11 protein-coding genes are annotated in these 13,825 nt (G+C 56.5%); 10 read left to right on the forward strand and 1 reads right to left on the reverse strand.

Features of this window, described 5'->3' with window-relative positions:
- The first annotated feature begins 448 nt into the window (after window positions 1-448).
- The 3 genes from ACP0GE_RS17475 (at window position 449) to ACP0GE_RS17485 (ending at window position 4,337) form a co-directional block, all read left to right on the forward strand.
- Window positions 449-1,240, forward strand: a complete 792-nt coding sequence (locus ACP0GE_RS17475) for an acyl-homoserine-lactone synthase (RefSeq protein WP_424833184.1) — start codon at window positions 449-451, stop codon at window positions 1,238-1,240.
- Window positions 1,241-1,524: 284 nt separating this feature from the next.
- Window positions 1,525-2,658 carry a response regulator gene (locus tag ACP0GE_RS17480; protein WP_424833185.1) on the forward strand — a complete coding sequence of 378 codons (1,134 nt, stop codon included), beginning with the start codon at window positions 1,525-1,527 and terminating at the stop codon, window positions 2,656-2,658.
- A 251-nt stretch (window positions 2,659-2,909) separates the two neighbouring features.
- Window positions 2,910-4,337 (forward strand): sensor histidine kinase, encoded by a 1,428-nt coding sequence (locus tag ACP0GE_RS17485; RefSeq protein ID WP_424833186.1) that lies wholly within the window; start codon window positions 2,910-2,912, stop codon window positions 4,335-4,337.
- Window positions 4,338-4,358: 21 nt separating this feature from the next.
- Here ACP0GE_RS17485 and ACP0GE_RS17490 read toward each other — a convergent pair whose 3' ends face one another.
- The gene (locus tag ACP0GE_RS17490) at window positions 4,359-6,986 is read right to left on the reverse strand and encodes an AsmA family protein (protein WP_424833187.1); all 2,628 of its coding nucleotides are present in this window, start codon (window positions 6,984-6,986) and stop codon (window positions 4,359-4,361) included.
- Window positions 6,987-7,177: 191 nt separating this feature from the next.
- Here ACP0GE_RS17490 and ACP0GE_RS17495 point away from each other — a divergent pair, with 191 nt between their 5' ends.
- The 7 genes from ACP0GE_RS17495 to ACP0GE_RS17525 all read left to right on the forward strand — a co-directional run bounded on the left by ACP0GE_RS17495 (window position 7,178) and on the right by ACP0GE_RS17525 (window position 13,764).
- Window positions 7,178-8,197, forward strand: a complete 1,020-nt coding sequence (locus tag ACP0GE_RS17495; protein WP_424833188.1) for a GlxA family transcriptional regulator — start codon at window positions 7,178-7,180, stop codon at window positions 8,195-8,197.
- Between the two features lie 130 nt (window positions 8,198-8,327).
- Window positions 8,328-9,467 carry an aromatic ring-hydroxylating oxygenase subunit alpha gene (locus ACP0GE_RS17500; RefSeq protein WP_424833189.1) on the forward strand — a complete coding sequence of 380 codons (1,140 nt, stop codon included), beginning with the start codon at window positions 8,328-8,330 and terminating at the stop codon, window positions 9,465-9,467.
- The gene (gene betC / locus ACP0GE_RS17505; protein ID WP_424833190.1) at window positions 9,464-10,999 is read left to right on the forward strand and encodes a choline-sulfatase; all 1,536 of its coding nucleotides are present in this window, start codon (window positions 9,464-9,466) and stop codon (window positions 10,997-10,999) included. Before ACP0GE_RS17500 ends, betC begins: the two co-directional genes overlap by 4 nt.
- The gene (locus ACP0GE_RS17510) at window positions 10,996-11,790 is read left to right on the forward strand and encodes an SDR family NAD(P)-dependent oxidoreductase (protein WP_424833191.1); all 795 of its coding nucleotides are present in this window, start codon (window positions 10,996-10,998) and stop codon (window positions 11,788-11,790) included. Before betC ends, ACP0GE_RS17510 begins: the two co-directional genes overlap by 4 nt.
- Window positions 11,787-12,098: a hypothetical protein gene (locus ACP0GE_RS17515; RefSeq protein ID WP_424833192.1), complete on the forward strand. Its 312-nt coding sequence runs from the start codon at window positions 11,787-11,789 to the stop codon at window positions 12,096-12,098. Before ACP0GE_RS17510 ends, ACP0GE_RS17515 begins: the two co-directional genes overlap by 4 nt.
- Complete coding sequence (locus ACP0GE_RS17520; RefSeq protein ID WP_424833193.1) at window positions 12,098-12,838, forward strand: SDR family NAD(P)-dependent oxidoreductase; 741 nt, start codon at window positions 12,098-12,100, stop codon at window positions 12,836-12,838. The genes ACP0GE_RS17515 and ACP0GE_RS17520 overlap by 1 nt, the downstream gene beginning before the upstream one ends.
- Window positions 12,838-13,764 carry a 3-hydroxyacyl-CoA dehydrogenase NAD-binding domain-containing protein gene (locus ACP0GE_RS17525; RefSeq protein ID WP_424833194.1) on the forward strand — a complete coding sequence of 309 codons (927 nt, stop codon included), beginning with the start codon at window positions 12,838-12,840 and terminating at the stop codon, window positions 13,762-13,764. The genes ACP0GE_RS17520 and ACP0GE_RS17525 overlap by 1 nt, the downstream gene beginning before the upstream one ends.
- The last annotated feature ends 61 nt before the right edge of the window (window positions 13,765-13,825 follow it).

Raw genomic sequence — 13,825 nt, forward strand, 5'->3', positions numbered from 1 at the left:
GAAAGGATGACCCGTGAAAGGCGTCTGTTTGTCCCGAGGAAATTCCCGCCCGGTTTGATGATTACCTGTGGAAAGCCTGTGTTTTGGCGTTCAACTGACGATCTGTCCGGCGGGTCTGCCTGCCCCTGAATCGCCGGGCAAGGCAGCCGAAGAGTATACATCGTTCTAGTTCACAAAACCAGAGAGGTCACAACGGGCCTTAAGCATGGGGTCGCGGGAAAATCGGCAGTGTTTCAATGGTTTGATCGCAGTGGGGCAGCCACGAAACGCGAAAGACGGCAATAATATGCCTGCGCAAATTTACCCTTGGTTAGCATTAAAATGGCTAATTATATGTTGAGGAGGTGAATTGGCCACACATTCCCGACAATCCAAAAAAATACTGCAATAAGTTGTGGACTTGCGGGGTCATATCTTGTCATAAGTGTGGCAAAACTATGAGCAAATTATGGACCGACCACTCAGGTACGAGCAGGCATTCCCGGCTCCGCGCGATTTTCCGGGCCTGGAACCTGCAAATGACGCTCAGGTTGCGCCGAAGGGGACGGCGCAGCCCAATCTTGTATCGCTCAAGGGTAATGTAGCGGCGTTTCGGGATCGGCTGGGCGGCATTCGCGCGACCGCAATGAACTTCCGAAACATGCACGAGCATGGCACCTTGCTCGCGCAATACCTGGAAACCCGGAAAGCCATATTCATTGACCGGCTGCATTGGCAGGTCAGTGAGGTCGACGGCATGGAATTCGACCAGTATGATACGCCTGCCTGTCGGTGGGTCGTGTTACATGAGTTCGGTGAAATCTACGGCGGTGTACGCCTGTTACCGACCACGGCCACGTGCGGTATATACACGTATATGTTGCGAGACGCGCAACGAGGCGTTCTGAAAGACATGCCGACCGACCTTCTGTTCTTCGAAGCTCCGGTAAAGGAAAATGTCTGGGAGGCGTCGCGGTTTTTCATTACGGAAAGCGTTCCCGCATCACGCAGGATCGCCGTTCAGCATGAGTTGTTTTTCCGGATGGTAGAGGTCGCACAAGAGGGTGGAGCCTCAAGCATATTGGGGATTGTCCCCTCTGTCTGGTCCCGGTGGTCCCGGCGACTGGGGGTCGGGGCGGCGCCTGTGGGCGCCAAGTTTTCGATTGATGGCACCGTAAGCCAATCAGTTTTGTTCAATATCAAATCGCACGGAAATAGCGCCATGACCGAGGCGCATGTTCAAGCTGAGGATATTGCCTGAGTTTGCCGTTGATAATTCCGGCCTTGATCGACGTTCAATTTGCGTGTGGCTCATTTGGCTAAGGCTGTAAGTGGGTCGCGCCTCAGGCTGGCTGATGGGGCCTTAGCCCGAAGGCGGCCATAAAGCACTTGCTTGGCTGTTGATCCGCATTCGGGGAACACGTGCCAAAATAAGGTCAAGAAATTACCCTATTCTCCGGCTTTTTTATGCGTTTTTGCCGCCGTTTCGTCCCAGTCGTTTCATAGGGTAGGGCTGTTAATCAGGTCAAAAGCAGTTCTCCAGTCATGAAACATTCCATTCCCGCAACAGAACAGTTTCAACAAAAACTGGAGCGCCGCGCGTTGAAACAGGCCACCTTCAATGTCCTGGCCGTGGACGACGAACCGGGTGTGCTGGAATTGCTTGAGACCGGACTGTCCGCATTCAAGAATTGCCACGTCACCGAGGCTGGGTCCGCCTCGGAAGCGCTATGGAAGATCAAGACATCCAAAGCTCCGTTTGACTGCATCCTGCTGGATATTCAGATGCCGGGTACAAACGGAATACAGCTTTTGCGGAAAATTCGCAGCTTGCCAGACAATTCCGAAACGCCAGTCATAATGCTGACTGCGATGAGTGATCGGCAACATGTCGAGGATGCGTTCGCTGAAGGAGCATTTGACTATATCACCAAGCCGTTTGACTTTTTTGAACTGCGCAGCCGCATGAACGCGGCGCATCTGCTGATGCAAGAGCGGATCAGGGCCAAGCAGACTATGGCGTCGGTGAAAACCCTCAAGGAAAAGCTGGATTACAATCGTCAGTTCAGTTTTGAGGATCCGCTATCTATTGGTGGACCAAAGAGATGTCTGGGATACGTTGAATTTGACGATTATGTCGAAGACCTGTCCCGCAGCCGCCTTTTTGACTCGTCGGTCACTGCGGTCAAACTGCAGGATGCCGAGTACCGTTATGACATGGGTGATTTCGGAAGCTTCCGCCGCGCGATTACCGATATCGGATTCTGCATCAGTAAATCCTTGAAAGACGCCGATGCGATTTTTGCATACCGGGGGGCAGGGATTTTTCTGATTGTCACCCATGGTCGGGACAGTACCGATATGCTGCCGACAGAAGAGATTTTGAGCCGAAAACTGGGCATGGTTCTCAGCACGCGTGGGGCTTCGGCTCATCTGCGCACAGTGATGAGTTCCCCGGTGCCCATGCGGTCGCTTTCCAAAGCGGGGGCGCTGGCGGCACTGAAAACGGCTGCTGAATACGTGAACGATCGGGAACAGGCGCTGAGGAAAGGCGCTGTACCTCGGGTTCACACCGGCAGCGACTATGAGGTCGAGCAAAAAGAGCGTGCAAGCCCGCGTTTGTTCGAAAAAGCGCTGCATGACCTTTATGGTCAGGAAACATATCTTTCCAGAAAGTGACGACGCTGTGTTGTCTGCCCCGCCTGGGTGGAAAACAATTTTTAAACAACATTTTACGTGATCTTCTTCGCTGAGCGCCGCACGACCGGTTGGCTCGACCCGGGCGGATTGCGCTGCAAAAGCCAACGGGTCGCGTAACAATTGCGCTCAGTTCTTGGGATTATTGCCAAACTGTGAACTCAATTCCGGCCAACTCCGTCCTCATTGTTGGGTTAGGAACGGTCGCGAGTGCGAGTAGCGAAGATCTTGAGATGACGGTCATAGAAGCGAAGCAGCCGGATCGGGTGTCTGAAATCCCCGACGACCGGCTTCTGCAGAACATCAAAGACTACACTGCCATGATCATTTCGCTTCTATGGCAGCGGCAGGCGATTTTTCTCGCCTCAACGATCCTGACAGCTTTCTTCTTCGATCCCATAAACGCGCTCTTGTTCTATGGGACCATCCTGATTTGCGAGTTGCAGGATCTGTATCTCGCAAAGCGTGTGGCCCGGCTGAAGCCTGACCAGCGCAACGCGATCCACATGATGGTCGCGTGGATATTGCTGAACACGGTGCTCAGTTCGACAGCGATCTGTCTGTATGCCGTATCGGTGGCTTTCAAACAGGAATCGGGCGGGCATTTTACACCGTTGTTCTTCCTGTTTGCAGCCGCCTTGTTCGCGGCGATGAACAACCATCAGTTCGTCTGGGCGATGATCGTCCGGCTTGTCATGTACGGCATCTCGTTCATGGTGATCGTCGTCAAGGACATCTGGGTCGAACAGCCCGACCTGTCGTCAGAGCTTTGGCTGCATTTCTTCACAGTCGTCTTTGTCATGTACTTTCTGATCGACTGTTCGCTGGTGTTTTTGGGGCTGTACCGCAAAAACCTTGAGCAGCTCGAGAAGCTTAGAAAAGAGCACGAACGGACCAAGGCCGCTTATATTGCCAAGACCCAGTTCATCTCGACGGTCAGTCATGAATTGCGGACACCTTTGACGTCTATCAAAGGATCGCTCGACCTGATCAATTCCGGTGCGCTGGGCGAAGTGCCAGACAAAATGCAAAACCTGGTTGATCTGGCCAGCAAGAACAGTGCGCGTCTTGCGGCGCTTATCAATGATCTTCTGGACATCCAGAAGATGGAAGCCGGAGAGATGGCATATCGCGAGGAAACGATATACGTGCCCTCATTGATAAAGGACGCAATCGCCAGCAACCTGGGTTATGCCAGCGCCCATAACGTCCAGATCGCCGAAGAGTGTTGCAGCCAATGCGACGCGCATATCAGCGGGGATGCCGCGCGCCTGATTCAGGTTCTGACCAATATGATCTCAAATGCGGCCAAGTTTTCCTTTGAAGGCGGGACGGTGACCGTAGGGTGCAAAAGAACCGGGCAGACTGTCACGATTTTTGTAAGGGATCAGGGTATCGGTATTCCGCCGGGATCCCGGGACAAAGTGTTTGACCGGTTCTCGCAAATTGACTCGTCAGACGAACGCCACGCTGGCGGTACCGGATTGGGGATGAATATCTCTCGGGAGATCGTCGAGCATTTTGGCGGCACGATTGACTATGTCAGTCAGCCCGGGAAAGGCGCCGAGTTCTTTGTCGAATTCCCGGTCGTCGAGCGGCGAAAGGCGGCGGTGAAGCCGCGTGAAAACACACACCGTGACATGCGGGTAAGGAGCGAATAAGCGCTGCCTTTCACCAGACGCTTATTGCAGCTGCAATATGTCCGGCACGCATAGCTTCCGCTGGGCTGGCATCTGATCGGCCCCGTCCGAACGCTTTAGACGTTTTGGCCCATCCTTGACCTTGATCTTCGGCTTGGCCAGCGGCCCGGTCGCCGTTACCGGCCATGGGCTGCGGGCAAGGGGATCGCCGATTTTGCGTGGTTGCAGGTTCAGGTCCAAAGCCTTGTTGTTCAGGTCCACTCCACCGAACACAACGACCTGAACCTGATCGGTTTCCAATGTGGTCTGCTTGGTCGAGATGCTGCCACTGGAAATCGCCAGGGGCGCGTTAAGACATACGATTGGGGCGACTTTCTGCTTCTCTTTTGAAAACACCCATGGCAGCAACCCAAGGCCCGCCAAATCCAACAATTGCGTCTCGATAGTGCCGTCGCGCATGGACACTGTGGCATTCCCGCTCATTGAACTGGCAAAATGCTTGAGAGATTCGGTGCCCCCGGTCACGTTGAAATCGGCGTAGATCGTACCGCTTGCGCCTTTCTTGAAATTCAGGTTGTGCAGGATGTCGTCCAGTTGCCAGCCACCGGCCTGACCGGAAAGGGTCAGCAGATGCGCCTCATCCGACAGGTCCATGGTGCCGTTCACGTCAAAATGTGCCCCGGCGTATTCAAATTTCAGCGGCCCGGCCTTCAGCTCGTTTTCATTCAGGGTCAGCTGGCTTTGCAGGCTGCTGACGCCCTTTGCTCCCTCAATGTGCCGCAGGTCGATGTCCATGTTCATGTTCATCCCAGACAGCAGGATCGAACGGCCAATCGGTTGCAGCGTCACATCCCTTAGCGCCCCGGTATCTGCCTCGGGTTCCGGAGTTTCCTCTGGGGCGGGGGCCCCCAGCTTTCTAAGCTGTGCTGCGGCCAGAACTATGGCGCGCACCTGATCTATTCTGATCAGGTCGCTTTCGATTTTCCCGTGCAAAACAGGGTCCGAGGTCGCGTCATCAAGATCGGCGGTGAAGGTCAGGCCCGAGTCCGCGACTGTGATATCGGCATCGGCATCCCAATCGGTGCCCTGGCTGACAAGGTTGATCGCAAATCCCGCAGCGCCAGTGTCGACCGGGTCCAGCGACAAGGCCTCTAGCAGATCAGCGCCCGAGGGGACGTCAACATTGATACCCAGGTCTAGATTTTCGAACCGCAACACGTCCTTGATTGTGCCGTGCACTTCAAGTTGCCAGACATCCGTCTCGCTGGTCTGTCCGTCCAGATTGGTAAGCGTCAGTTGGTCGATGCCACCCTGCAGATGAAAGTCGCCGGAAAACTTGCCAAGCTGATTGTCTTCGCCCAAAAGGTCCGGTGAAATCAGACTGCTGGCGGGGATGTCCAACAGGCCCTTGGCAGACACGCCCTGCAATCGCAGCGCGTCATCGATGGATCCGTCCAGAATGACAAAGGGGGTTGCGGGCTCTCCGATCCGCAGATTGACATTGCCAACACGCAGCGCGCCATCCGGGGTTCTGGTGACGTCCGAGAATTTGACTGGCGGGGGCCCTTCGCCTGATGTGTCCAGGGTGAAACCATTGGTCTCGATTACCATCTGCCGCTGGGGAACCTGACCGGGGACACTGTCCATCACCATGTCCACCGCAATAAGCTTCAGATCATATCGTGACCGGGCAGGCGCGGGTTCAGAGGCTTCCGGGTATAGCCGGATTTTTGTGGTTAGAGACACGTCTTCCGGGTTGCCAAGCTCTCCGATCTGCCCGGTCAGCTCAAGGCTTTGCCCGCCGTCCAGTTCGGCCAGAACGCTCAGGTCATCGATCCGCGCTGTGCCTTCTGACGCTTTGAAGACCGCGCTTACGCTGCCTTCTCCCTCCAGCACGCGGTTCAGCCTCAATACATCTAAAAGTTGCCCCAACGCAGCGATATTGACCGAGGTTTCAACGACGATCCCCGTGTCGGATGCGACCTGATTGGCCGCGATCGAGATATGTTCAAAGTCTGTTGTGATTTGAAACGGCGCGTCCAGCGGTACTGTCCCGCTAAGGTCAAATGTCTCGCCATTCAGCGATCCCGTGCCGGTCGCCGTAACGGTTTCACCCTCGCGGCTTAGGGACAGATCGGCCAGTTGCAGATCCAGATCCAGCCCATTCTGTGCACTCTGATAGAGGACTGAGGCGTTGGTTATTTGCAGTCTGCGATCACTCAGGATGTTTGGAAGCGCGATGGATGCCGACGTGGGCGTTTCAGACTTGGAAGAGGAACTGGCTTGCCAAGAGGTTGATCCATCTTCGGTCGCAATCAGGTTCAGATGAATGCCGTCCAGTTGCAGGTTGCTGAGTGCCGGACTACCACCCCAAAGATCCATTGCGGACAGATCAAACCCCAGCGCATCGATCCGGGCCAGATCCACGTCGGGCACGGATGCGCTGGGCAACACGACACCGGCCGCCGAAATCGACAACGGATGGCCAATGTCAACGCGGACTTCGTCTTCGATCATCACATCCTGACCCAGTTTGTCAGACAGAATGTAAGTAACCAGCGCGGTGCGCGCAGATGACAGGAACGGAGAGGACAGCAGCAGCCAAGCCGCGACAAAGGCAATCAAAACAAGCGCACCGACAGCTATCAAACCTCGAACCAAAAACCGCACTGTCCAATCCTCCGCCTGAAAATCCTTGCTGTCCGATCTTTGCTACACCAACTGTTCAGGGTTCGACACTGAAAAGCGTCTGAGCGGTTGGATTAGCTGGATGATTCCAGGCCGTTTGAAACCTGTCTTGCGTGAAATGCGCAAACACTGTCTTCTCATAATCGGGTGCGGGAAATCGAGGCGACGGAAGGATGGCACAGAACGCAGAGAGGGAAACGCAGCTTTTTATTATCGTTGCCCCCAGCTTTAACATCGCGGCGACGATGGGTTTTATCGATCCGTTTCGCGCCGCCAACTATCTGGATGGAAAGACCTATTTCAAGTGGGCCTTCGTGTCACAGGCTGGCGGATACTGCCCCTCAAGTAATGGCGCAGGTATCGAAACCGTATCCCTTGATACCATTACAGCGCGACCGACGGATATCGTCATTGTCTCGTCCAGCTGGACGCCAGAAAAGCACCTGACCGGAAAGATTGGCACGGCCCTGCGTAATTGGGCGCGTGGAGGGGCCACCTTGGGCGCCTTGGATACCGGTGCGTTTATTCTAGCGCAGGCAGGGTTACTGAAAGGGCACCGCGCGACCGTGCACTATGAGCATATCGATGCGTTTCAGGAACTGTATCCCGACACTGAAGTGGTTGAGAATCTGTATGTTCTGGATGGTAACCGCATCACCTGTTGCGGTGGAGGCGCTTCCGTAGATTTCGGGCTGCAAATCGTGCAGGGCGTCCACGGCAGCGCACTGGCCAACGCGGCGGCACGGTATATCTTTCACGACCGGCTTCGGGGGCCGGCTGCGAAGCAACAACCCGAAGGTGTTGAGCCCTTGGGGGCCATTGTTCCAGCCACTTTGAAAACCGCGATCCAGACTATGGAGGAACATCTGGAAGATCCGATGCCGATACCGGAAATCTGCAAGCGCGCGGCGATATCCCATCGGCAACTGGATCGACTTTTTGCTACCTATATCAAAAAGACCCCGGCGCTTTATTACCGCGACATCCGGCTGGATCGGGCGCGGGGGCTGGTGACGCAAACCGAGATGCCCATTGCCGAGGTGGCGATGGCCTCGGGCTTTGCAAGTCAGGTGCATTTCAGCCGATCTTATAAAGACAGGTTCGGGTTGCCGCCAAGTCAGGACCGAATTGAGGGGCGCGTGCCGTTTGAGTATCGGGCGTGGCCGATGCACCGCAAACCTAAGTCAGTTTAGTGTCAATATTGAGTGGCGAGAAAAGATAGCTCTAAGTCGGAAAAAGTTATGCCGCGCAAGGTAAATCAGGGGATCATATCTCACACGCCAGTCAAATGAACCGGACACGGCCAAAATTGTGGAGCACCCCATGAGCGAGCTGCCCTCCAAAGAGCAATTCGAGCGGATTTCCGATGGGTTCAGCCCGGACCCATTCAATACGCAATCGTTGAATGCCGAGGCTTATGTTGATCCGGCCTGGCATCGGGTCGATCTGAATGAGATTATTGCAAGGACCTGGCAATGGGTCTGCCACGTTGAAAAGGTGCGCGCGCCCGGATCTTATGTGACGGTCGAAATTGCGGGCCAACCCATCGCAGTGGTGCGCGACCGCGCGGGAGAGTTGCGCGCATTCTATAATGTTTGCAAACACCGCGCGCATCACCTGCTGTCGGGTGAGGGCGAGACCACGCGGATCATGTGCCCTTACCACGCATGGGTCTATAAACTGGACGGGCAGTTGGTTCGGGCGCCTGAGACCGAAAACCTGACCGGCTTCAGCACCAAAGAAATCTGCCTGGATCAGGTACAGGTCGAGGAGTTTGCGGGTTTCGTTTATGTCAATCTCGATCCCGACGCGCGGCCCCTACATGAGGTGTCCGGCAATCTGGAAACCGAAATCCGCCATTGGGCTCCGGACATCGAGAACCTGACCTTCGGCCACCGTTTGACCTATGACATTAAGTCGAACTGGAAGAACGTCGTCGACAACTTCCTGGAATGTTATCACTGCCCGACCGCGCACAAGGATTTCTGTGATCTCGTTGATATGGACACTTACAAGGTGACCACCTACGGGATTTATTCCAGCCACATGGCTGAGGCGGGGAAGGGCGCAAACACTGCCTATGACGTGTCGAACGCAACCGTGCGAACTCATGCGGTTTGGTGGCTGTGGCCCACGACCTGTTTGATGCGGTATCCGGGGCGGTCTTCAATGATTGTTCTGAATGTTATTCCCATCGGGCCGGACCGGACGTTAGAGACATATGATTTCTTCCTTGAAACCCCCGAACCTGACGAAGCGGAGCTGGAAGCCATCCGCTATCTGGATGAGGTGCTGCAACGCGAAGATATCGACATCGTCGAAAGCGTGCAGCGCGGGATGAGTACGCCTGCTTTCACCCAGGGACGCATCGTGCATGACCCGAACGGCTCGGGCAAATCGGAACATGCGGTGCATCACTTCCACGGGCTGGTATTGGATTCCTACGCAAAGGCCGCCCCTTGACGCGGCCCAATATTGTTGTGGTCATGGCTGACCAGTTGGCGCCGCATTTCTGTGGCGCTTATGGCCATCCAACGGTGAAAACGCCGAATATTGATGCTCTGGCTGCGCGCGGAATGCGGTTCGACGCAGCGTATTGCAACTCACCTCTCTGCGCGCCATCGCGGTTCGCCTTCATGTCGGGGCAGCTGATCAGCCGGATCGCCGCCTATGATAATGCAAGCGAATTCCGTGCCTCGGTCCCGACCTTCGCGCATTACCTGCAAGCGTTGGGCTATCGCACGTGCTTGTCGGGCAAGATGCATTTCATCGGCCCCGACCAGAAACACGGGTTTCAGGACCGGGTGACCACTGACATCTATCCGTCCGACTTCGCCTGGACCCCAGATTGGGAGGCCCCGGACGAGCGCATCGACAAGTGGTATCACAATATGCAGACGGTCAAGGAAAGCGGTGAGGCCATTGCCACGTTCCAAACCGACTATGATGACGAGGTCGAATTCGCTGCCCGGCGTTGGTTGATCGACCGGGGCCGGGAGCGGGCCGCGGGGGAGGAAGCACCGTTCTGTTTGGTCGCCAGTTTCATCCATCCGCACGATCCATACGTCGCCAAGCCGGAGTGGTGGAACCTCTATTCGGATGCCGAAGTTCCGATGCCCGAATTCACACTGACGCCCGAGGAACAAGACCCGTTCTCGCGCCGGGTGATGGATGGGATTGAGGCGAGCTATGTCCCTCTGACCGAAGAAGAAGTTCGTCGCGCTCGTCGCGCTTACCTGGCCAATGTCAGCTATTTCGACAGCAAGCTGGGCGCGATGGTCAAGGCGTTGGAAGATATCGGTGAACTCGACAACACAATCGTTATCGTCACTGCCGACCATGGAGACATGCTGGGTGAGCGCGGGTTGTGGTATAAAATGAACTTCTTCGAACATTCCGCTCGCGTGCCGCTGATCATGGCCGGCCCCGGCGTGGCGCAGGGGGCAGCGCCGAATGCGTGCTCGTTGCTTGATCTGTTGCCTACATTCGTCGACATCGCTGGTGGCGACGAGACCATGTTTGGAGAACCCGTGGATGGACGATCCCTGATGCCCCTGGCGCAAGGCGACGCGGATCCGGTGGATGAGGCCATCGGTGAATACTGCGCCGAGATGACGCCTTATCCTGTCTTCATGATCCGGCGCGGTCCGCTGAAATACATCCATTGCGATCCGGACCCGCCACAGATGTACGATCTGGCCGTCGACCCGCTGGAAAAGGTGAACCGCGCGCAAGACCCGGACTACGCCGACCAAGCAGCGCAGTTCGCCAGCCGCGTCACGCAGCGCTGGGACAGTGAGAAACTGCGCGCCGACGTGATCGCCACGCAAAAATCCCGTCGCGCCCTGCATGCCGCGATGGAGGCCAACCCGGTCGAAAGCTGGGACTACAACCCGCCGCGCGATGCCTCGCAGGACTATGTACGCAACCATATGGACTGGACGGTTGCGGCGACGCGCTATCGCTATCCGCCGTTGAAGGAGACCAACGAATGATGCTGGAAGGCAAAACCGCGCTTGTCACCGGCGGTCGAGGCGGCATTGGCCGCGCCATCGTGGCCCGGTTCCTGCGCGAAGGCGCGCGGGTCTATGCCGCTGACCTGACGCCTCAAGGGTCTTTGGCGGCGCATGACGATGACGGCAGTATCTTCGTCAAATTGGACGTGACGCAGGAGGCCGACGTCATTGCGGCGATGGATCAAGTCGCCGAGGATTTGGGCACGTTGGACATTCTGGTCAACGCGGCGGGGATCGAAATTGAAAAGACTATCGAAGAGACCTCACTGGAGGAATGGAACCTGTCCTTTGCTGTAAACGTGACAGGAACTTTTCTGGTTTCGAAATATGCGCTGCCCCTGATGCGACGGGCAGCGGCGTCAGGCACCTCTGCCTCGATCATCAATTTCGGCAGCTATGACGGGTTCATCGCTGATCCAGGCCTCGCCGCATATTGCGCGACCAAAGGGGCTGTTCACGCTCTTACGAAGGCGATGGCCTGCGATCACGGCCCTGAGGGTATTCGTGTCAACGCGATATGCCCCGGCTATGTCGACACCCCGATGCTGCAGAGCTTTTTCACGGGCGATGGCTCGGGCGGAGACGGTAAGACCATCGACCAGTTGCAACAAGCCGTGCGCGATGTTCACCCTATGCGCACATATGGCACGCCTGACGACATCGCCAATCTGGTGAACTGGTTGGCCTCGGACGAGGCGCGCTATGCCAGCGGACAACTCTGGGTTCTGGACGGGGGGCTGAGCGCACAAGTTCAGCAGATGAAGCTATGAATGTTGTAAAATCAGTAGCACCAACCTGGCAGGCGACCGGTTACAGGCACACACCAGCGGTGTCTGAATATTTGCCGATCACGCCAAACCGGATCAACCACGCAAGCACCGAGGTGTTTGGGCCGGTTATCATTTCCCAAGCAAATCAGGCCCCGCGCACTGCCAATGCAGTAAGGCATGAACTCGCCTCCTCAGGCTGCACCAAAGATACCTCAACCTTGATGAAGGGCTCGGGCACAGGGTGCGATATGTCGGTATATGCGCTGGATGGCTATACCTCGGTGCGCCACGTGATGGTGGCGCACTGATGCGGTTGGCGGGAAAAAGAGCGCTGATCACCGGAGGCCGCCAAGGCATCGGGCGCGCGATTGTCGAGGCGTTTGCCCGCGAAGGCGCTGCCGTGACAACCTGTGGTCGCGGTTCCAGACCTGAGGGATTGGGGCAGAACATCCAATGGTATCCATTGGACGTCACCGACACAGCGGTCGTCGAACAACTGGCTTACACTACAGGCGGGACGGATGTTCTTGTGAACAACGCCGGCATTCAAATCGAAAAGACCGTGATCGACAGCACGGACGCAGATTGGGACGCGGTGATCGGCACCAATTGCCGAGGCGTATTCAATCTCTGCCGGGCTTTCATCCCTCGGATGGGTAAGGGTGGATCGATCATCAACATCGGCTCGATATCGGGTCAGGTCGCGGACCCTTCGATGGCTCTTTACAACGCGTCGAAGGCATTCGTGCATGGGTTGACCCGGTCGATTGCCGTTGATCATGGCCCTGAAATCCGCTGCAATGCGATCTGCCCGGGATGGATCGAGACGGGCATGTTGGACGCAGGTTTCGACCTTGCCAACGACCCGAAAGCCGCGCGGGACGATGCGCTGGCGCGCCACGCCATGCGCCGTTTTGGCAAACCTTCTGACGTCGCCAGCATGGCCGTATGGCTGGCATCGGATGAGGCAAGCTTTGCGACGGGGCAACTGTTCACAGTGGATGGCGGCATGACTGCGGCTTCCCCTCTCAATCCGGGACTATTCTGATGGAGTTTCAACATACAGCCTGCCTGGGCGGAGGTGTGATTGGTGCCAGTTGGGCGGCCTTATTTTTGGCGTCAGGCCGATCGGTCGCAATGTTCGATCCCGATCCGGCGGTGGAGACAAAAGTACGCTCCTATATCGAAACAGCTTGGCCTACGATGACGCAACTTGGCTTGACGGACCACGGATCACCAGACGCGATCTCCTTCCATTCCAGCGCCGTCAAGGCCGTCGAAGGGGCAGGCTTCGTGCAAGAAAACGTGCCCGAACGTATTCAAATCAAACATGAAACTTTCGCAGCGATCGAACCTGCCCTGATGCGTGAGGCAATCGTCGCCAGCTCAGCTTCTGGCCTGACGCTTAGCCAGATGCAGCCGGGCTGGCGTGACCCGTCGCGCTTTGTTTTGGGCCACCCGTTCAACCCACCGCATCTTATCCCGTTGGTCGAGGTTGTGGGCAATGACCAAACTGCCGGTGGCGTTGTCGAGGCGGCACAGCAGTTCTACGAGAGCATTGGAAAGACAACCATCCGCTTGCACAAAGAAGTCCCTGGCCACGTTGCCAACCGATTGCAGGCCGCGATCTGGCGCGAGGCAGTCCATCTGGTGATTTCCGGCGTCGCCTCGGTCGAGGATGTTGACAAGGCGGTCTGGTCCGGGCCGGGCCTCAGGTGGGCGGCGATGGGGCCAACGATGCTGTTCAACCTTGGCGCTGGTGAGGGCGGTCTGCGTGCGTTCTGTGACCACTTTTCCGATACGTTCAACGGGTGGTGGGATGATCTGGGGCAGGTGTATCTGACTGAAGACGTGACCCAGCGCCTGGCCAGTGGTGTCGAGGCTGAAGCCCGAGGGATGTCACCTGCCGAACTTTCGCAGAAGCGGGACGCCCTGATTGTCGCCTTGCAGAAATCCGTTGCCGATCTGCGCTAGGGGCTGCCGCCGACCTAAGGTTGGACCTATCGGACATCCGATTTTGTTTCAGTGACAAAAA

It is taken from the genome of Ruegeria sp. (genome assembly GCF_965243365.1).
GTDB lineage: Bacteria > Pseudomonadota > Alphaproteobacteria > Rhodobacterales > Rhodobacteraceae > Ruegeria.